This is a genomic window from Butyrivibrio sp. VCD2006 (genome assembly GCF_000423925.1).
Lineage (GTDB): Bacteria > Bacillota > Clostridia > Lachnospirales > Lachnospiraceae > Butyrivibrio.
The window spans coordinates 18,516-38,057 of record NZ_AUIX01000017.1; the positions used below are offsets into that span (position 1 = coordinate 18,516).

At 43.0% G+C, this 19,542-nt stretch carries 21 protein-coding genes, 1 pseudogene and 1 other annotated feature; of the genes and pseudogenes, 3 read left to right on the forward strand and 19 right to left on the reverse strand.

Going from position 1 to position 19,542, the window contains the following annotated elements:
• Window positions 1–126: 126 nt before the first annotated feature.
• The 6 genes from G586_RS0108315 to G586_RS0108345 form a co-directional block, all read right to left on the reverse strand.
• The gene (locus G586_RS0108315) at window positions 127–630 is read right to left on the reverse strand and encodes a GNAT family N-acetyltransferase (protein WP_196811563.1); all 504 of its coding nucleotides are present in this window, start codon (window positions 628–630) and stop codon (window positions 127–129) included.
• An 18-nt stretch (window positions 631–648) separates the two neighbouring features.
• Window positions 649–888 (reverse strand): hypothetical protein, encoded by a 240-nt coding sequence (locus tag G586_RS22210; RefSeq protein ID WP_330363256.1) that lies wholly within the window; start codon window positions 886–888, stop codon window positions 649–651.
• Window positions 889–960: 72 nt separating this feature from the next.
• The gene (locus G586_RS0108325) at window positions 961–1,227 is read right to left on the reverse strand and encodes an aspartate dehydrogenase (protein ID WP_242831987.1); all 267 of its coding nucleotides are present in this window, start codon (window positions 1,225–1,227) and stop codon (window positions 961–963) included.
• On the reverse strand, window positions 1,224–1,775 hold the full coding sequence (locus G586_RS0108330; protein WP_026527396.1) for a GrpB family protein: 552 nt from the start codon (window positions 1,773–1,775) through the stop codon (window positions 1,224–1,226). The genes G586_RS0108325 and G586_RS0108330 overlap by 4 nt, the downstream gene beginning before the upstream one ends.
• A 278-nt stretch (window positions 1,776–2,053) precedes the next feature.
• Window positions 2,054–2,521 (reverse strand): GNAT family N-acetyltransferase, encoded by a 468-nt coding sequence (locus G586_RS0108340; RefSeq protein ID WP_026527397.1) that lies wholly within the window; start codon window positions 2,519–2,521, stop codon window positions 2,054–2,056.
• Window positions 2,522–3,049, reverse strand: a complete 528-nt coding sequence (locus tag G586_RS0108345) for a GNAT family N-acetyltransferase (RefSeq protein WP_026527398.1) — start codon at window positions 3,047–3,049, stop codon at window positions 2,522–2,524. It abuts the gene before it with no gap.
• Window positions 3,050–3,124: 75 nt separating this feature from the next.
• Between G586_RS0108345 and G586_RS26030 the strand changes: the two genes are divergently transcribed.
• Window positions 3,125–3,301, forward strand: a complete 177-nt coding sequence (locus G586_RS26030; protein ID WP_155834064.1) for a hypothetical protein — start codon at window positions 3,125–3,127, stop codon at window positions 3,299–3,301.
• Here the strand turns inward: G586_RS26030 and G586_RS0108350 are convergent.
• Genes G586_RS0108350 through G586_RS22215 form a run of 3 tightly spaced genes read right to left on the reverse strand, consistent with a single transcriptional unit; the run spans window position 3,298 to window position 5,631 of the window.
• Entirely contained in the window at window positions 3,298–4,098 is an 801-nt protein-coding gene (locus tag G586_RS0108350; RefSeq protein WP_026527399.1) for an ABC transporter permease, read from the reverse strand. The genes G586_RS26030 and G586_RS0108350 overlap by 4 nt on opposite strands.
• A gap of 7 nt (window positions 4,099–4,105) precedes the next feature.
• Window positions 4,106–4,888 (reverse strand): ABC transporter permease, encoded by a 783-nt coding sequence (locus G586_RS0108355; RefSeq protein ID WP_026527400.1) that lies wholly within the window; start codon window positions 4,886–4,888, stop codon window positions 4,106–4,108.
• A complete protein-coding gene (locus tag G586_RS22215) occupies window positions 4,885–5,631 on the reverse strand; it encodes an ABC transporter ATP-binding protein (protein ID WP_051204654.1) in 747 nt (248 codons plus the stop codon). The genes G586_RS0108355 and G586_RS22215 overlap by 4 nt, the downstream gene beginning before the upstream one ends.
• Before the next feature lie 109 nt (window positions 5,632–5,740).
• Here G586_RS22215 and G586_RS0108365 point away from each other — a divergent pair, with 109 nt between their 5' ends.
• The gene (locus G586_RS0108365) at window positions 5,741–6,613 is read left to right on the forward strand and encodes a LysR family transcriptional regulator (RefSeq protein WP_026527401.1); all 873 of its coding nucleotides are present in this window, start codon (window positions 5,741–5,743) and stop codon (window positions 6,611–6,613) included.
• Window positions 6,614–6,811: 198 nt separating this feature from the next.
• Here G586_RS0108365 and G586_RS0108370 read toward each other — a convergent pair whose 3' ends face one another.
• The 4 genes and pseudogenes from G586_RS0108370 to G586_RS27215 form a co-directional block, all read right to left on the reverse strand.
• Window positions 6,812–7,336: a hypothetical protein gene (locus G586_RS0108370; protein WP_026527402.1), complete on the reverse strand. Its 525-nt coding sequence runs from the start codon at window positions 7,334–7,336 to the stop codon at window positions 6,812–6,814.
• 211 nt (window positions 7,337–7,547) lie between these two features.
• Complete coding sequence (locus tag G586_RS0108375) at window positions 7,548–8,384, reverse strand: YitT family protein (RefSeq protein WP_026527403.1); 837 nt, start codon at window positions 8,382–8,384, stop codon at window positions 7,548–7,550.
• 29 nt (window positions 8,385–8,413) lie between these two features.
• The gene (locus G586_RS22220) at window positions 8,414–8,701 is read right to left on the reverse strand and encodes a tetratricopeptide repeat protein (protein WP_051204655.1); all 288 of its coding nucleotides are present in this window, start codon (window positions 8,699–8,701) and stop codon (window positions 8,414–8,416) included.
• Window positions 8,690–8,755: pseudogene (locus G586_RS27215) on the reverse strand (hypothetical protein); the annotation flags it as partial. The pseudogene G586_RS27215 and the gene G586_RS22220, both read right to left, overlap by 12 nt.
• Window positions 8,756–9,517: 762 nt before the next feature.
• Between G586_RS27215 and G586_RS0108385 the strand changes: the two are divergent.
• Window positions 9,518–9,742, forward strand: a complete 225-nt coding sequence (locus G586_RS0108385; protein ID WP_026527404.1) for a hypothetical protein — start codon at window positions 9,518–9,520, stop codon at window positions 9,740–9,742.
• A gap of 12 nt (window positions 9,743–9,754) precedes the next feature.
• Here the strand turns inward: G586_RS0108385 and G586_RS26035 are convergent, their stop codons facing one another.
• The 6 genes from G586_RS26035 to G586_RS22225 form a co-directional block, all read right to left on the reverse strand.
• Window positions 9,755–9,922, reverse strand: coding sequence for a hypothetical protein (locus G586_RS26035; RefSeq protein WP_155834066.1), 168 nt, complete (start codon window positions 9,920–9,922; stop codon window positions 9,755–9,757).
• Window positions 9,923–10,131: 209 nt separating this feature from the next.
• Window positions 10,132–10,797: an ATP-binding cassette domain-containing protein gene (locus G586_RS0108400; protein ID WP_026527405.1), complete on the reverse strand. Its 666-nt coding sequence runs from the start codon at window positions 10,795–10,797 to the stop codon at window positions 10,132–10,134.
• A gap of 352 nt (window positions 10,798–11,149) precedes the next feature.
• Complete coding sequence (locus tag G586_RS0108405) at window positions 11,150–12,346, reverse strand: S66 peptidase family protein (RefSeq protein ID WP_026527406.1); 1,197 nt, start codon at window positions 12,344–12,346, stop codon at window positions 11,150–11,152.
• A 318-nt stretch (window positions 12,347–12,664) separates the two neighbouring features.
• Window positions 12,665–14,047: a TrpB-like pyridoxal phosphate-dependent enzyme gene (locus G586_RS0108415; protein ID WP_026527407.1), complete on the reverse strand. Its 1,383-nt coding sequence runs from the start codon at window positions 14,045–14,047 to the stop codon at window positions 12,665–12,667.
• A gap of 247 nt (window positions 14,048–14,294) precedes the next feature.
• Window positions 14,295–14,545, reverse strand: a binding site (T-box leader).
• Between the two features lie 115 nt (window positions 14,546–14,660).
• On the reverse strand, window positions 14,661–17,108 hold the full coding sequence (locus tag G586_RS0108420) for a glycoside hydrolase family 31 protein (protein WP_026527408.1): 2,448 nt from the start codon (window positions 17,106–17,108) through the stop codon (window positions 14,661–14,663).
• Window positions 17,105–19,369 carry a glycoside hydrolase family 95 protein gene (locus tag G586_RS22225; protein ID WP_051204656.1) on the reverse strand — a complete coding sequence of 755 codons (2,265 nt, stop codon included), beginning with the start codon at window positions 19,367–19,369 and terminating at the stop codon, window positions 17,105–17,107. Before G586_RS22225 ends, G586_RS0108420 begins: the two co-directional genes overlap by 4 nt.
• Window positions 19,370–19,542: the final 173 nt, after the last annotated feature.

Genomic DNA, 19,542 nt, shown 5'->3' on the forward strand with positions numbered 1-19,542 from the left:
CATGAATACCTTTTTGTGTTATCTAAAATGTATTTTAATACGTTTTATGCACCGGATGTGAAGCAATTAACGACCACATTCACCTGGAATATAATTCCCTATTGTTTAGCCCGATATCTCGCAAGTTTACTCTCTTTTCTTTACCATTCTGACTATTGAAACGGGAGTGCCAAGATTCCATTGCTTTTTGCACCCATCAAATTCAAAGCCAAATTTGTGATAAAAACGAATGGCTCTCTCATTTTTTTCAAGAACCCACACAAATATAGTGTTATATTCACTAAGCCTGGAACATGCTTCATTCATCAATCTATATCCTATTTTTTGGTCATAATACTCTGAAAGTACATAGATTGCTACAACCTCTCCTGCATCCATCAAATCTTCATCTCTTGATGGCCCATATACTGCAAATCCTACAACTTTCTCTTTATCCTTAGCTACAAGAGTATTTTCCGGGAACTGCCTGGCACGCGCTGTTGTAGCCTCTACAGTCATCGTATCAAGATATCTGTCACATACAATACCTCTATAGGCTTCTTGCCATGAAGTACAATGCACATATCCTCTCCCGCACAATTCCTCATCCGTATCAGCTAATTTGATGCATATTGAATCATTCTTTACCATAATGATTTTATCCTTCAATCATTTTTTCCCTGTAGTATTTTCCAATTTATCCAACTCCCTAAGAAGCTTCTCCTTCATCTCCTCAAGTTCTTCATTTCCCGGCCTATTTGCGTCAGAATACATCTTTTCAGTTGGATACCACCAAACAGGGCCTTTGCCGCTGTTTCCATAATTTTCAATGTCACCGGCTCTTCTTGGAAACAAATGCCAATGAATATGTGCACCGCCTTCACCATTTCCCAGGCATTCATAATTCATCTTCTGTGCGCCGAAGGCTTTTTTTACAGCTTCCGTTAAACATAATTTCTTATTTCTATAAACTGCGAATTTTTAGTATTCTTTCTTTATCTCATCTAACTTGTATATTTCCTTAAACTTTTCTAAATCATTATCATCTCTAATTAGCATTACCTCAGTGAAATGACCATCTTCTTTATTCCTAAAACCTGCTACCTGCTCTCCGGTACAGATACTGCACTTAATTACAGCTATCTGTTTGTCGGGATCAAAAGGTATATCTTCGCTAAGATATTGCTCACTGTTTGGTTTCTTACCAAAATGAAAGATATTAACGTTAGGTATCCTAAATTTACTCATTTATTATTTCCACCTTTATTTTCAAAATCAGAATTTTGCTGCTCTATTTCTGCATAGATCCTCTCGATGAACGGAGACTTATGTTCTATGTATCGCTCAATGTCATAGGGATACAGTTTTGCTCCTTCTTCTTTGATATGGCTGTATTCTCGCACAGCATCAGAATGATTCCGCAGATAGTCTCTGAAAGCAATGTGTCTTTTCAGTTCCGGTGAATCTGCCGGGCACACATATAAATGATGTTTTCTCAAATGTTCTTTGCCGTCATATTTGAATGCCTCTCGCCCAGCGATACCTAAGTCGCCTTCATGGCTATAGCCTATTGATTCCAAAGCTGCTACAACTTCCTCAAACACTGTGTAATCCTTAATGACAACATCTATATCAATGATGGGTTTTGCAGATAAATTCTCCACAGATGTGCTGCCAACATGTTCAATTCCCATTGCAAGTTGTCCAAGCGCAGATGTGAGCTCATCTTTAATCATGAGGAAATCCTGCTTCCATTTTTCATCGTATGGAAGGACAACAACATGCTTTGTAACCATTTCTATCACCTCAATTTTATCTGATAACTTAATCCTATTTCACAATTATACAGAAAAAGGATTCCGATTGCCTACAATTAACAATCAGAATCCTTTATTTATTTCAGAAATTTGCAACCACAAGATATAGAGATGGGATATCTATATCTCCATCTTTACAATCGCTTTTTCTAATAGTTCCTTTAGCAGCCGCTGCTCATCCTGATCAAGTTTCATGCAGCCTTCCATTTGACAGTACACTTCTTTACTATACATTAACTACAAAAGATAACATGTCTCTACCCTCTTCTTTTCATCATCAGATAGCAGTTAATCCCCTCTTTATAAAAATCAGTTAGTTCTCCAACACACTTATATCCCAGATTTTCATATAATTTCTTCGCTCTCGGGTTAAAATCATCTACAGTTAAAAAATATTTTGCTGAAGAAGAATCGGAAGCATTATCCTCAAAAAACTTCATAAGCTGTTTACCGATGCCATAATTCCTGTATTCTTCCTTTACTGCAATAATATGAAGATAAGGGTAGCTTCCAAAAACACCATTCGTCATGTAGTAAATAAACCCCAGACATTTCTCATTTTCATCCAATGCAACATATATGTTTTCTTGTCCCATTGCATATGTAAGCATATTAGTTGCCTTTTCATGATCGCTAAAATACGCTTTTCCTAAATCAGAATTTTGCAAAATGTCTATGCAGCTATCAAGATATTTCATATCTGCAAGTTGAATATGTATATTCATTTATCTCTTACGCTCCACCAAATAAAATCTATATAGCTCTTCTTCTGCATCATTGATATCTTTGTACATTTTTTTCTCTGTCAATGAAAAGCCTGCTCTTTCTATCGTTTTCCATGATGGGAGATTATCCTCACGTATAGTGGCAATTATCTCATTTTCATCGTAATGCTCGAAGAAATAACAAACATACGCTTTTATTGCTTCTGAAGCGTATCCATTATTACGAAAATCAGCTCCGATAAAATAAGTAATGCCGACTTTTTTCAAATCTTCATAAAATGAACATCCAACAGATCCGACAGACGAACCTGTTTTTTTATCTTCAATCACATAAGCAAGATAATATTTTCGAGGATTGTCCTCTCGCGCCAGATTTTGTGCTTCTTTAATCCAGTCGCCCATCCAGGAACTACAATCTTTGTCAAAGCCTACATCATTCAGGCTCCCATCAGAAGCCATATTAATGAACGCCTCTCCATCCGACTGTGCTACATCTCTAATTATCAATCTATCATTTTCTATTTTCATGTCGCTCTCCTATAACTCACCTCTCTGAAACAAAAGCTAACATTATTAGTTACGTTATACTAACAATGTTAGTTTATGTCAAGCATAAAATGCTTCTTACTTTCAAGCGACCTGGCAACACTGTTTGGTGGAAGAGTATTCGAGGTGAAACTTTATCCATTCTCTTTTGGTGAGTACATGAAATATTATCCATCGGACGATGTAGACGTAGCATTTGATGATTATGTTAAAAATGGCGTACTTATCTGTTAATTTGCCGACTCATATCGGCGAAGCCCCATATGCCACAGCACAGAGCTGATAACCGCGATGATCAGGGCGACCACCGGCGATATATATGCAGCAACCGGGAATGGAACCGTTTTTCCTAGGAGATGCGCGATTGGGTAATATCCTGTAAGGGCGTAGGGTATGACAAACGTCAGAAGCACCGCTGTGCCCTCGCCATAGATTGTAATTGGATAGTCTGAAAAATTCTTGAGGCCATAGTTATTGTTGGTGAGTAGTGACACTATAGCCTCACTTTTTATGGCCCAGAAGCTGATTGAACCTGTGATCACAGTGATTGACGAGTATATGACAAAAGCCGATACCATGCTGATTGCGTAATAGATGATGGCTCCCGGAGTCCAAAGGATGGCAATTTTTCCAATACTATAAATCCAAAAAACAAGCGCCAAAGTCAGCCTCGGGATAAATGTGTACTGGAACTGCTCAAGGATCAGGTACACCATGGGGCTTATGGGGCGGCATAGATAGAGGTCGAGTTTTCCAGTGCGCACCAGCTCCCCCATGTCCTTCATGGGACTCCAGAAGAAGAAACAGCTCACGGAATATGTGAGCCAGCTGCTGGTCATCATGAAAAGAGTTTCATACTTGTTCCACCCTCCGATGCAGTCAAAATTATAAAAGATAACGAAGAACCCCGAGAAAAACACGCTGATGAGTATTGTGTTTGCGATAAGCTCAAAGGCCAGCGACATGTTATACTCAAGCTTTCCTTTCATGTAGGTAATGACAAATCTTCTGTAAACACGCAGATAATTCATATCTAGTTTAACCTCCTTGAACAACCAGCTTTTTATACCCCTTCATCCAAACAAATTCTGCCAAGATCAAAAATACTGAAAGCCACATGAGCTGGCACAATATACTCCCCTTAACGTCCCCGGCACTTCCTGTAAGCAGGCTTACGGGAATCGCGTACACAGCGCGAAAAGGGAGAAACATATTGATCCTGTAAAGAAACTCAGGAAACATAGTCACAGGGATCCAGATACCTGAAAGTATCTTGTATATTGCCCCAAGAAGCATGTTGAGTGGCCATGTGACGATCAGGAAAAATGCAAGCATTCCAATGACCAGGGAATAGAGAAAATGGATGGCATACGCCAAACTCACGGAAATCAGCCCCCACAAAAGCCTGTCTGTAGAAAATGGAATACCGGAAATCAATCTGATAGCAAACAAAAAGGTCGGAACCGCGATAAGAAGCGATTTTATCACAGTGTTCCCAAAGTGTTTGAACAGCATCATCAGTTTGAAATCCATTGGCCTAAGAAGGTCATTCACTATGTCCCCGCTACGGATCTGCTGATTCATGCGATCAATGGTATTGCACTCGATAATGATGGAAACGATGCAGGCCGCTGCGACATACTTAATTGTATCAATATAGCTTAGGTTTCCATGCATTGTAGAGCCATCAAACAGCGCCTTCCACAAGCAAATCTGCATGAAAAGATATATTAATTTTGATGCCAGCTCCGCAAGAATATTACTGGGATAGGCGAGATATTCTTTTATTGAAATATAGGAATAACGTAGATATTTTCTCATACCGCCTCCCCAGCAAAGATATTTTTCACAATGGTCTCAAGATTCTCAGTGTGAGCATCCGATTTAAGTCCGCAAAGTGTGCCATCGTAGCGTATCGCACCCTTTTCCAAAATGATCATATTCTCGCAAAGTGCCTCTATATCCGACATATCGTGTGTGGTCAGAATGATAGTGGTCCCCCGGGTCTTATTGATCTTCTTTATGAAATTCCTGATCTTCTCTTTTGACAGGACATCTATGCCAATCGTAGGCTCATCAAGGAAAAGAACATCGGGATTATATAGGAGCGATGCCGCCAGATCAGCCTTCATGCGCTCTCCGAGACTAAGCTGCCTTGGAGGTTTGTGAATGGTCTTGTCAATGCCGAGAATATCTGAAAAGGCTTCAAGATTTTCCTTGTAGATGTTTGTCGGAATTCGATAGATATCTTTGAAAAGTCTGAAGGTCTCTATTATCGGAATATCCCAGCACAGCACGCTTCTCTGGCCAAAGACAACGCCAATTCTTCTCATGATATCTTTTCTGTTTTTTTCAAAAGTCATTCCATCAATACTTATAGCCCCCGCATCCGGCGTGAGAATTCCGGTCATCATCTTGATAGTAGTTGATTTTCCTGCACCATTTGCCCCAATGAATCCGGTTATTGATCCCGTCTCAACAGTAAAAGAGATATCATTAACCGCATTGATAACGGCACGGCGCCGCCTGTAAGTCTTCGACAGATTCCTAACTTCTATGCCCATATTGCTTGCACCTCCTATTTTTTAGGTGTATGATATCAGCAAAAGACAATTCAGTAAAATTGAAATATTTAATATTTTAATTCATTTATTTTGAATTAGGAGATTTTCTATGACAATAATTCAGCTTGAGACCTTTATAAGCATTGAAAAGACGGGAAGCTTCTCAGGAGCTGCAGCTGAACTGGGTTATGCTCAGTCAACCGTGACCATGCAGATGAAGCAGCTTGAAGATGAACTTGGATGCCTTCTCTTCGACAGGCTTGGGAAAAAAGTCGTTCTCACCGCCGAAGGCGAGCGACTTTTGGGCTATGCCATGAAAATGATTCAGCTGGAAAGAGAGATAAAATTATCAGTCCCTGAAGGAGATGAGCCTTCCGGCACGCTGCGTCTCGGAATATCAGAGTCTCTGTGCTACAACAGGATTCCTGACATTCTCATGAAGTATAAAAAGCTATATCCGAAGGTGTCCATTCAGATCCAATTCATCATGCATGACACTTTTCCCATGCTACTAAAAAACGGTGAACTCGATCTCGTTTACACCCTGAATCCTCTCATAGAGTGCGATGAACTGAGTCTCTTACATAAAAAAGAAGAAGCACTGGGCCTGTATGTGGCTCCAAGTGATCCTCTTGCAGCTAAAAAATCCGTGAAGGAGAAGGATTTGGCTGGCGTTCCTCTTCTGCTAACTTCACATAAATGCAGCTTTAGAGCCATGCTCCTCTCTGCACTTGATAAGCATGAAGTTCATCCAACCATCGCCCTTGAAACCTCCAACAAAAGCATATTAAAGCAGTTTGCGCAAAATGGACTTGGCGTAGCGTTTATTCCTGACATGGTAGCTATAGATGAATTAAATGATGGTTCCTTAAAAAGACTTAACTGGAAAGGTGATGCTTTCCCCATTTATTCGCAGGTTTTCGTCCACAAGGACAAGCACCTTAGCCCAGCAATTAAGGCATTTATTGAAATGACATCCTAGTCAGGCAGGATTGCCCGGTCTTATAGCCTGTAAATCCGGATATGTAGATGGGTACGAAATTAAGCCAAATAAATGAAACAGCAACAATTTTGTTTGTGATCAAGCATATTGTTGCTGTTTTCTTGTTGTAAGCACTTATTTTTTTGCTTCCGCTATCTCCGCATTCATATATTATTACATTTCACTATTCATATATTATTACCTTGCCGCATTCATGTATTCTACAGCATCAAAGCTATCCGGATCAGCGTCCTCAATAAGCTTAAAGCTCATGGGACGGTCTTCTGCGCCATCAAAATATCCATAAATAACGCCATTCTCCACAGCTGTGATATTGAGGATCTCTTCGGGCTCCTCGTCTCCGCCGAATCTTATCATTATCTTTCCATTTGTCTGGGTGCACTTGAATGGAAGACCTATTCCTACTGTGCTGTCCTCTGTATGTCCAACTGCGCCATCCTCGAATACATAAAAGTATTTTAACTCAGGATTCTCAAGGCCTTCAGAGTAATTAGCATATACTCCTCTCTCAAAGTAAGGAGCATCCATGCTTAAAACTCCATCACCCAGCTTCGCAGCCATTGCTACAGGTGAATCCTGAATTGTTTCAGTGCCCACCTGGACACTCATGTTTCCGAATATACTCACGCTTAAAACAAAGGCCAGAACTGCCATTGTAGCCGCTATGGTATATATCTCTATTTTCATAGCACCGTTTTTCATTAAAATATCCCCCTATATAAACATATCATCGCGTCTCTTACCTACTGACGATATTATGTTATAAAACCTCATATCACAGTTTTATCACATAGTGCCAACAAAATGTCTACATGAAAAGTGAATACCATCTTAATATCTAATCCAAAGTGAATACCATCCTAATATCTCATCAAAAGTGGATACCATCCTAATATCCCATCTGAAGTAAATATCACCTAAGTATCTCATCTATGGTAGATACGGTACTAAAACTTCCCTTATTACGGGAGATGATCTCCTTCATTTTCTGAAGTTCAAAATAGCTCACATAGCAGATAAGTGTCTTATTCTCTCCTGCGATCATTCCGTAGGAATTCATAAGAGTGCAGGTCTTATTCAGCTCTTCTTTTATTTCTTTTACGATATTATCGGGGTCTTTCGTTATGATGGTTACCTGCTTGATAGCATCAAAGTGGTCGGTAACATTGGTGATAACTGATGTTGCGACCACGTAAACCAAGAGACTAAGGAGTGCTGCATTCTGATTTATTACGATAAATGCCGCAATATATACACACGCGTTGAAGGCTAGCAGGAAATATGTAAGACTGTGGTTCCTGCCCGTCTTCTCTTCAAGGAAATCAACGATTATATTCGCAAGTATCTCCGATCCATCAATACAGCCGCCCACTCTCAGGATAAGCGCAAGTCCAAGTCCAAGAATCGCTCCTCCGAATGCAACAGCAAGGAAGTGCTCTGTATTTAGCTCAAAGGGCACAATCTTAAACGCTTCAAGCCCCGCTGTGTAAACAACGGAGCCGATGAGTGATTTAATGCCAAATGTTCTGCCGAGGCGTCTTGCGCCTAAAATCCAGAACGGCACAAAGGTTACAATTACACATAGGGAAAGATTGATTCCAGTGAGCTTACTGATGATGATCGCAATGCCTGCTGTTCCATAGTCAATCGCATCATTGGGAATCAGAATGCATATAACAGAAAAACTGGCTAAAAGTGCGCCGATGATGATGATCAGATATGAAAGCAAATCCTCGAATTTTTTACCCATAAGACCTTCTTTGTTTTAGTGTTATTTTTTTATCCAAGTACTTCGTCGATAATAGCCTGATCCTCTTCTCCGGGCTCAAAACCGTGATCTAAGGCCTTCTGATACATTTCGGCGGACTTCTCAAAATCCTTTTCTACGCCATTGCCCTTGTAGTAGCATTCACCAAGCGCCACCCATGCCTCAACCAAATCCTGATCCGCTGCAAGATTAAAATATCTCACAGCCTCCCCGTAATTCTGCTCTGCACCAAGACCGGTATAATAGCTGTAAGCGACGGCATACTCTGCCAAAACATACCCCTGATCGGCAGCCAGCATATAAAGCCTGAACGCCTCTTCTTCATCCTGTTCCACACCGTAACCGAAAAAATAGCACCAGCCAAGCGTCTGTTGGCCTACCGGCTCGCCTGCTCCTTTTCATTGATTATACCTATCCTTTTAAAACGCACCTAAGAAAGCGTATAAACATCTACCACTTCTTTCAATATACCATGCCTGGCATGTAACTATTGTCAATTACCCACGGTCTAAAGACCGATGGGCTTGCGACTACCCAGTAGTTCGCTAAAAGCTCCTACCTTTGATGCGGTGTAACTTCCGTGGTGTCGCATTAACGGGTGATTGACAACACCCTTTGTATAAGAGATATGCTCTTATACAACTGTATCAGGTACTAAACTTCCCATGCCGTACAGTCGGTAATGCCTGAGTATATTTTACGCTGTCGCAGGACATTTGACAGCAACCTTATATATACTTGCCAATGTTCAAAAAGAGTGCCTTTGGTCGATATGTAACCTCACAGATACATCTGCCTAACGGTTTTCTCTATAAGAATATTATACCACTAAAGGCGTGGGTTAACAATTTACAAGGCTCCTCCCACCGCCCAAGGGCAGTGGGTTTCCGCCTACGACAACCGAAAGGATTTGTTTTATGAAATTTGTATTAAAATACGCATAATACATTGATTCCAATTATTTAATACTTATTTAATTCCTTCCCCACCTTCATCCAAATACAATATAACAGAGAAGCATTAATGTAGATTACGCAAGTAAGCTCAGTACAGATATGTTAATCCAGAATACAAATTTTTTGAAAAATGAATACAGGGCAGCTCTGTTACCATGTATGCTTTCGATTTTAAGCGGATGCCTGAATATTTTGGCAGACGGTGTCCTGGTCGGACAGCAAATCGGTCAGGTGGAGGTAATCCGGCTTATACTGGGAACTTTTGAGAAGTTCGAGCAGACCTTTTCCGTCAGAGATGGAAGGCGCTGTGAACAGACAAAGCCGCTAAAAATTATTCAGGAGCAAGCGCAGATATCATTTTTGCGAACACAGATAAAAGCTTAGGCAGTAATGCGCTTAATGCGCATTACTGCCGTTTTCTCCATCAGCGGGTGTCTCTTCAACAAGCTCAAACCTGTCGTCAGGTTGCTTACATCTTGGACACACATCGATGTCTCTTATGCTCTTGCCTTCTTTTTCCTCATCAAAAATGTATCCGCATGCTTTGCATCTGTATACTGCCATAATATGACCTCCTTTGCCCCTCATCCGTCAGCTTCGCTGACACCTTCTCCCAATGGGAGAAGGCACTATAGATTATTCTCTGCCTTCAACACTCCCTCAACAGAGGGCTTCTTTAGATTATTCTCTACCTTCAACACTCCCTCAACAGAGGGCTTCTTTAGATTATTCTCTGCCTTCAACACTCCCTCAACAGAGGGCTTCTTTACATGTTAATTAACATCTACCCTCTGCCTTTCGACAAGCTCCGCGAAGATTCCGTTTTTCTCTATAAGTTCGTTATAGGTTCCTTCTTCTGCGATCCGTCCCTTATCAAATACGAGGATTCGATCGCAGTTCTTTATGGTTGAGAGGCGGTGTGCGATTACGATTCGCGTGCAGCCAAGGCCGTAAAGGGCCTCGGAGATCTGCTTCTGTATTCTGTTATCGAGCGCACTTGTGGCCTCGTCAAACATCAGTATATTGGGCTTTGATGCAACGGCGCGGGCGATCATGATGCGCTGCTTCTGGCCGCCTGAAATGCCTCCCTGTCCCTCGGAGATGACTGTGTTCATCCCCATGGGCATTGCTCTTATATCATCCGCAATTCCAGCAATTTCAGCCGCTTCCCACGCATCCTCAAGTGTGCGGTGCGGCGTGGAGACCATAATATTTGAGTAGATGGAGCCATGGAAAAGGCCGCTGCCCTGCATAACTGTGCCGATTCTCCTGCGAAGTGACTGCAGATCAAGCTTACTTAAATCCTTACCATCGTAATAAATCGCACCCTTTTGCGGTGACTCGAATCCCAAAAGGAGACGCATCAGCGTGGTCTTGCCGCAACCTGTGGCACCGACGATCGCTATATACTCGCCGGCATTTATGGTAACTATTTTCATAGTTATATAGTAAACTCATGACTATCACAGGATAATCACAATAATTTTTTCATCGATATGTAAATGAAATGCCATTTTCATTCATATTAAATCATACGATAATTTGATTATTTAAATTGTAAAAAAGCAATAAATTTTCATTAAAGTATTCTAATGTAAATTAATACAAGAAAGCATGTTGCTTGCAACATGCTCGCGCCGAGCGCGGTTGCTGAAGGCAACATATTCCTATCGCGCGAGTGCGCATCCATAGCGGAGCGCTTTTTATGATATAGGAATTTCGGAGAAATTTCCTATATCATAAAAAAGGCCGCACTACGGCAGCCTTCTCGAATATTTTATAAAGTTTAAACTACTCCCAATCTATGGTGTAGCTGTTTTCGGATATATTTACATGTACTTTTTCACCCATAAGGAGTGGATAATTCACATTTGCGTGTCCTGCAGGAAAACCGAAGGCAACAGGGATGTTCAGATCAACCAGTAATTCCTTCCTGATCATGTCTGCAACTGACGAAAACTTACCACCTCGGGGAAATGCGTATTCACCGCCCTTCACAGTGGGAATATCTGTCCACTCACCAAAGATGATAGCCTCGGCATTATCGAGAACTCCGGTATTTTTAAGTACCGTAAGATACCGCTGAATATGCGTCAGATTCTCAGCTATATCTTCAAAAAACAGCACATAGGGTTGCCCGGTTTTTGTGCAGTCATAGACCGTATCGACAACCGTAGTAAAAGTCGCAAGATTTCCTCCTATAAGAATTCCTGTGGCCTCTCCCGGTATACATTTTTCCTCGGTTTCGCATTTGTATGAAGGAATAAATCCCATCATCATCTGCCGCTCTGCCTCCCTGCATTCCTCAGCAAGGTCCGTAAATGTTACACTCATGCAGGCATGCATTGATGGAAGTCCTGCATAAGTCCAGGCTGAGTGGTACACAGTTATATCACTGTAGCCGATGATGGGTTTTTCCGCTCTTTTTATCATATCAGCAGATATTGAATCCATCACATAAGTTGCTCCAAATCCGCCCCTCACGCAGAAGATAGCCTTAATCTCCGGGTCTGTAAGCGCCCACTTAAAATCCCTGACTACATCCTTAACTTGGCGCGATTCAGTGCATACGTATTTTCCCTCAACCGGAACATATCCCCACTCTTTAAGTCCGTTTATTGTAGCATCAACCTGCTCGCGGTTTGGAAGTGCTGAAGGCGATATAACAGCGATTTTGTCGCCCCTGGATAAAAAATATGACTCATGCTCGCCCCGATATTCCTTGTACACCGTTATCTCACAATTTGTATTATCTCCCTCTGAGTATGTTTCATTTAGCTCTTCTTCCTCGACCTCAGTGATCTCTTCTTCTACCTCTTTGGTAACTTCTTCAGGAGCTTCTTCTACTTCCTCTTCTGAGACTTCTTCCTCTTCCTTTATATCGGGTTGTTCATTTTGCACACGTGGCGGCACGCATGCTGAAAAACAAAGGCACATGGCCAGCAAAGTCAATGACGCAAGTGTTCCGGTAAATCTCGATGTTTTCATTTCTTTTCCTTTAAGATTTGTCTGATTTATTGGTAAAAATATTATTGTATAAAGATATCTTATTTACAATGACTTTTTGCTGGCAAAAGCGGAAATGCCTGCAAAAAGTCATAGATTAATTGGCGAAGCCAGACAATGCCGGGATCAAACGCCCAGCACTGCCTGGCCTCAGGTTATTTTGAAGATTATGTAATTCCTCTTCAAGTAGATTCATTTTACCTTTTCACATCAAAAGATGCCTATTAGCAAAATTGCCAAAAACATTTGTTTTTGAAAGATATTTTCCTGATCGGAGATTGTGTTGTTTTTAGAGTTTCATCAAAGTTCTCCAACATCCGGTAATGTAGCAAAACTCTTCTGAAGTTCCTCGTCTGAAGGAATATAGTCAGTCATTTCACCATCATTGTACTTCTGGTAAGCAACCATATCAAAGTAGCCTGTTCCCGTAAGACCAAAGAGGATTGTCTTCTCTTCGCCTGTTTCCTTGCATTTAAGGGCTTCATCGATAGCAACCTTGATTGCATGTGAGCTCTCGGGAGCGGGAAGAATACCCTCAACTCTTGCGAATCTCTGAGCTGCCTCAAATACGGATGTCTGCTCAGCGGTTACAGCCTCCATATAACCGTCATGGTAAAGCTGTGAAAGAATAGGGCTCATGCCGTGATATCTAAGTCCTCCGGCGTGGTTAGCGGAAGGAATGAAGTTGCTGCCAAGGGTATACATCTTTGCAAGAGGACATACCATTCCGGTATCACAGAAATCATATGCGAATTTACCTCTTGTAAAGCTGGGACAGCTTGCGGGCTCTACAGCGATGATTCTGTAGTCCTTTTCACCACGGAGCTTCTCACCCATGAATGGTGAAATAAGGCCTCCAAGGTTGGATCCGCCGCCAGCGCAGCCTATAATAATATCAGGTGTTATACCATATTTATCAAGCGCTGCCTTTGCTTCAAGACCGATAACTGTCTGGTGAAGAAGAACCTGGTTAAGCACGCTTCCAAGTACATATCTGTAGCCTTCTGTCTTTGTAGCAACCTCAACAGCCTCTGAAATTGCGCATCCAAGAGATCCGGTTGTGCCGGGATGCTCTGCATTGATCTTTTTTCCTATCTCGGTTTCCATGGAAGGAGAAGGTGTTACGCTTGCGCCGTAGGTACGCATAACCTCGCGTCTGAAGGGCTTCTGCTCGTAAGAAACCTTAACCATATATACCTTGCAGTCAATTCCGAGATATGCTGAAGCCATTGAGAGGGCTGTTCCCCACTGACCTGCACCGGTCTCTGTTGTCACGCCCTTAAGGCCCTGCTTCTTAGCGTAATAAGCCTGAACGATAGCTGAATTGAGCTTGTGGCTTCCGCTTGTGTTGTTACCCTCAAACTTGTAATAAATCTTTGCAGGTGTACCAAGTGCCTTCTCAAGGCAGTAAGCTCTTACAAGGGGAGCGGGTCTGTACATCTTATAGAAATCCTGAACCTCCTGCGGTATATCAACATAAGGAGTTGTATCATCGAGCTCCTGCTTAATGAGCTCATCGCAGAAAACAGGTCTTAAATCCTCAAAGCCCATTGGCTTATGAGTACCGGGATTAAGAAGCGGAGCAGGCTTATTCTTCATATCTGCTCTGACGTTGTACCACTGCTTCGGAATTTCGTCCTCGCTTAAATAGATTTTGTAAGGGATTTTTTTCTCTTCACTCATGATTTTTTGTCCTTTCTGTAAGTGGAATCAAGTATTATGGGACGTTTTGTTCTGAAATATCATAGGAACGATATTTTCTATGAAACAAGAAAGCATGTTGCTTGCAACATGCTCGCGCCGAGCGCGGTTGCTGAAGGCAACATATTCCTATCGCGCGAGTGCGCATCCATAGCGGAGCGCTTTTTATGATATAGGAATTTCGGAGAAATTTCCTATATCATAAAAGAAACCTGTCCCAACAGTTACTTGCTGGGACAGGTCTAAGATCAAACCTGCGGTGCCACCCGGCTTGGTGAAAAATCACCCACTCATACGTACTACCATACGCAAATCTTTGTTGACGGAGGATTATCTCCGGCTCACATACAAGTCATGAATAATGACGTTCAGCTCGCCCTCAGAAGCCCATTCACAAATGTCTCTATATCGTCTCGCACCAACCGACGACTCTCTGAAATAGAAGATCAGATGCTACTCTTTCTTCTTCAACGGTTTAAAACATTAAAGCATTTTCAACAGGTAAAGTCAACCACCTAAAATGGCATTTTTATTCTTTTTCTTTCATTTACGATCTACACTTTTACTTTTTCAAATACAGCCTAATTATTTGAAGCTAATTTTGAACAAGACTATATGTAATTCTCCCAGTCCTGAACCCTTCATCTCCTGTCACGTTATATGAAAATTCGCCCTTTTCGTCATTCCAGGTAAGCTCTGTAATGCAGTATTCTCCGTTCTCATAGCCATATCCATCGCCGGCATCCTCATAGAGCTTAAAGCTCGCATCAGCCCCGGGATATACTAAAACCTCGATATCACAGCCCTTCATGTCATCAGTACAGCAACCGGGCTCCTTTACAGGTATCAGCGATCCCGCCTTAACAAATACAGGAATGCTGTAGAGGTCGCACTCGCATTCAATCTCCTGTCCGCCATCATAGTATTTATGCGTATAAAAATCGTACCATCCGTTATTTTCAGGTAGATATACGGTACGCTTATCCTCACATCTGACCACAGGGCACACCATGAGACTATCTCCCAGCATATACTGATCAGTAGAGTTAAGAGCTCTTTTATCCCCGCTAAAATCAAAGAACAGTGGTCTCATTATCATCTCATCATCAAGAGCAGCTCTTGCTCCAAGTGAATAGAGATAAGGAATCAACCTGTAGCGCATTTTGATGGTCCTGCAAATGGCTTCGTAATAAAGATCACCGCAATCACCAAAGGCCCAGGGCTCGCGCTCCACATCGGTTCCATGTGCCCTGAAAACAGGAAGAAACGCAGAGTACTGAAGCCACCTCACATACAGCTTTTTATATGCCTCGTCTATTCCGTCCTCAAAATCGCCATTCCAATACCACTGAACGCCCTTTTTCACGAAAAATGCGCCTGTATCAAGGGTCCAGTACGGCATTCCGCTTGCAGCCATGCTAAGGCCCGCAGTAACCTGCTGTCTTAGGCAATCCCAGCTTGCAGAGATGTCCCCCGACCACAAAATAGTGCCATATTTCTGGCTTCCGGCCCATCCGCTCCTTGTGAGGTTCACAACGCGCTTATCTTGTGAGCACGTTCTCTGCCCCTCCCAGATGGTCCTTGCGTGATATTTTCCGTAGGCATTTGCCATATCAAAAGGCATGATATTTGCGGCATCGCTCTTAAATTCATAGTATTTATCGCTGTCAGATGGCTCCATTTTGTGCTCCCACTCAGGTGTTATGGGTTCACTCGAATCACACCACCAGGCATCGACTCCTGCCGGATAGAGGGCTCTTTCAACCTGATTCCAATAGAGCTTTCGCCCCTCTTTTGAAAAAGCGTTGTAAATATCAGTTCCCGGAAAAAGCAGCCCCTTTTCCTTAAACTCCGTATTGTTTTCAGTGCCGGGACTCATGTTTGGCCAGATTGACATCATAAACCTGATGCCCATCCTATGGAGTTCATCCGTCATTTTCTTAGGATCAGGGAATCGCTTCTCATCGAAGCTCTTCTGTCCCCACTCATTGTCCCTCCAGCTCATCCAGTCAAGGACAAGGCAGTCTATGCCTATCCCTCTCTTCTTAAATTCTCCGGCAGTTTCAAGGATTTCCTCCTGGCTCTTGTATCTTTCCTTAGACTGAATGTAGCCATAAGCCCACTGCGGCAGCATAGCTGCCTTTCCGGTTAGTCTCCTGTAATTCTTTATGACCGAAAAAAGATCACTCCCAAAAAGGAAATAATAATCAAGGTAATAGTCAGCCTCTGTCTGGATAAACGCCTCATCATCACTCTCAGAGAACATGCAAAGAGAGTTTGTGCTCAGTAAAATTCCGTAATTCTTTGCTGAAACCATCATCGGAATGCCTATTTTTCGGTTGGCCTGGTGAACATAACGGGTGCTATTCCTAAGGCTCCACTCGCCCCTTTCGCCCTGTCCAAAGCCCACAAGAAGCTCATCCTCATCAAATTCAAAGTATGTTCTCGTCTTATATGCAGAGGCATACTCCTCCCTGTCAGCAGCCTTTATTTTCTTCTTTACTCCGTCTGCAGTAACTATCTCCTCAACCTGCGTTGCGCCTGATTCCACCGTTCTATAAAGCGAAATCTGCTCCAGCTGCCTGGGCTCAAAGGAGCGCTCCTTAAGCAAAACAGCGCCTGTAGCGTCATAAAAGGTTATGGCCCCGCTCACCTGGGACACGCATACAGAGCCCTCAGAGGTTTTAATCCATATTTCCTTAATGCTCTGTGTGCTACTTTCGCAAATCTTATTACCTGCCTCAGCCTGAGGCTCAGCTTCTAAATAGTCAGGCGCAGAATGAGTCTCCAAAATATTCCGCCCATCACAGGCAAGAAGATTAACTCCCCCGCTAACTTCGTAGGGAATACTCCCTGAAAAATCCGCGTAATCTCTGCCCTGCTCACCCCCAAAGGTACCATCTTCTGAAAATGACACCCTGAAAATTCCGCCTATCTGCGGGATAATTCTCAAAACTCCCGTCTCGGATTTTAAGAAAACCGCGCCATTTTCCTGACTAATCTCTGTAATAGCCGGACTCTTTGCCGGTATAACGTCCATCATAGTTTAAGCCTCTGTTTTTCCCCATTAACGTCAACTGTTATCTCATCTTGATCGAAGGCTACGCCCTCTCGTCTCTTAATCTCAAAAGCCGTTACTGTCATGTCCTTCCACTCCATCGACAGCTCCAGGCCGCCCCTTAGGCACACTCCGCTTACGCGCCCTTCCGAAAAAGCCTTAGGCAGCGCAGGAAGGAGCTTTACATAGCCATCTCTGCACTGAACAAGCATCTCAAGCATAGCCGCTGACGCCCCAAGATTACCATCAATCTGGAAAACCGCACCCGCGCCGTAGGGATGATTGTCCATAAGGTTGACGAAAGTTGTTTTGCTAAGAAGCGCCTCCAGGTTCTTATAAACCTTCTCACCCTCAAGGAAGTGGGTCCAAAGACCTATTATCCAGGCTCTTGACCAGCCCGTATGGCCGCCGCCGTGGGCAAGACGCCTCTCCAGCGTAACCTTTGCCGCCTTCATCAGCTCGGGCGTCTTTTCATAGCTGATCGAGTTTCCGGGATAAACTCCGTAAAGGTGGGAAATATGCCTGTGTCCGGGCTCCTGCTCGTCGTAATCCTCCATCCACTCCTGGATCTGACCATGCTTTCCAACCTTGATTCCCGGGAGCTTATCGAGGATTTTCGTGGCTTTTTCTTTCGCTGTTATCAGTTTCTCAACGCCGCCCTCACACAGATTCGCTTCATTCTTATCCTGCTCAAGCACCTTGCATGCACTAAGGAAATTGCCGAGAAGCTCCATAAGAATCTCTATATCCATGGTTGCGCCTTCGCAAAGGCATCCTCTCGTTCCATCCTTCATGATGTAGACATTTTCAGGGGAAACTGATGGCGATGTAACCAGCTCTCCCTTGTCGTTCTCAATAAGAAAATCATCAAAGAAATCCACGCACTGCACCATCACTCCGATGTTTTCAGAAAGAAACTTCTTATCCCCCGTATAGAGATAATGCTCCCAGATATGTGTCGCCATCCAAGCCTCACCCATAACCCAGAAGCTGGCTGGAATATAGTGGTCCTGTGGAGCTGTATCGGCAAAAACATCGGTATTATGATGCGCAACCGAACCACTGCATCCATACATCTCCTCCGCTGTTTTCTTTCCGTTTTCACATACGCGCCTTAACAGCTGAAAATATGGCATATGGCAATCCGAAAGGTTTCCACTCTCAGCAAGCCAGTAATTCATCTCTGTATTGATATTTATCGTAAATTTGCTATCCCAGGGCGGCGTGAGGCTCGCATTCCATATGCCCTGCAGATTCGCGGGAAGGCACTTACCTCTGCTTGATGAAAAAAGCAGATACCTTCCGTATTGGAAATAAAGAGCGAATAAATCCGGATCCTTCTTGCCTTTTCTGAAATCCGAAAGTCTCTTGTCCGTTGCCTTGGTTCGCCTCTCCTTAGCTTTGTCATCACCAAGCTCAAAAGAAAGGGCTCCGAATTTCTCCAAATACTCGGTTTTATGCGCCTCAAGGAGTTCTTCACGAGTCCTTTTAATAACACGTGCAATATTTTCTTTTCCCGCAAAAATCCAGTCCGCATTGTAAAAATGAGTCTGTATATCGATGAAAAGCTCCGCTTCGGCTGCATCTTTTACTATGAGATGTTCTCCTATCGTGTCTACACTGCCGCCTGACACTCTCGCCTTGAGTCGCACTGCGAAAGGAATTCCGGTACCGGTAGCTACTTCAAAGCCAATCTCATCGCCTTCACCCCAGACTCTGTCCAGCCTGTGATGACATCTGTCCAGTCTGCAGGTAAAGTTAAGTTTCCCGCCATCCGCTGCGAGATGATAGCAGATTATCTGATCCGGATATGAAGCTAAAAGCTCCCTGTTGTACCTGCATCCGCCGGCCTCATAGGAAACCGATGCAATTCCGGTCTCTAAATCAAGCTCTCTTCTATATTTCTTAAACTCGGAAGAGCCCTCAAAATCAATAATAAGTTCCCCCGCAGGCTCATAGGATCTCTCGGAATTAGGCGTCCCAGAAAGAGCCATAAGCGAAAGCTTCTCCGCCTCCTGGATTTTGCCTTCTCTTATCAACCTTCTTATTTCTCCTAAGTATTTCCGGGCGTCCTTGTTGATTCTGTTCGCAGGGCCGCCGCTCCAGATACTATCCTCATTCAGATAGATCACCTCACGGTTTACGCCCCCTGTCACCATGGCTCCCATTCTTCCGTTTCCCACGGGGAGAGCCTCCTCCCACTTATTTGCTGGGTTTTCGTACCACAAACTCATTTTTTCACTCATAGCATCCTCTTTCAGTTTCTATCCTTTTCTTATATTTTATAAAGTAAAAAACTTTTATCAACCCTTGACATACCCACTGAAATTTCTTTTTAAATAAAGGAAAAGCGACATGCTCTCGCACGCCGCTTTTTACTCTTCATCACCAAAATGTCCGGTGCAGTAAACGACATAAG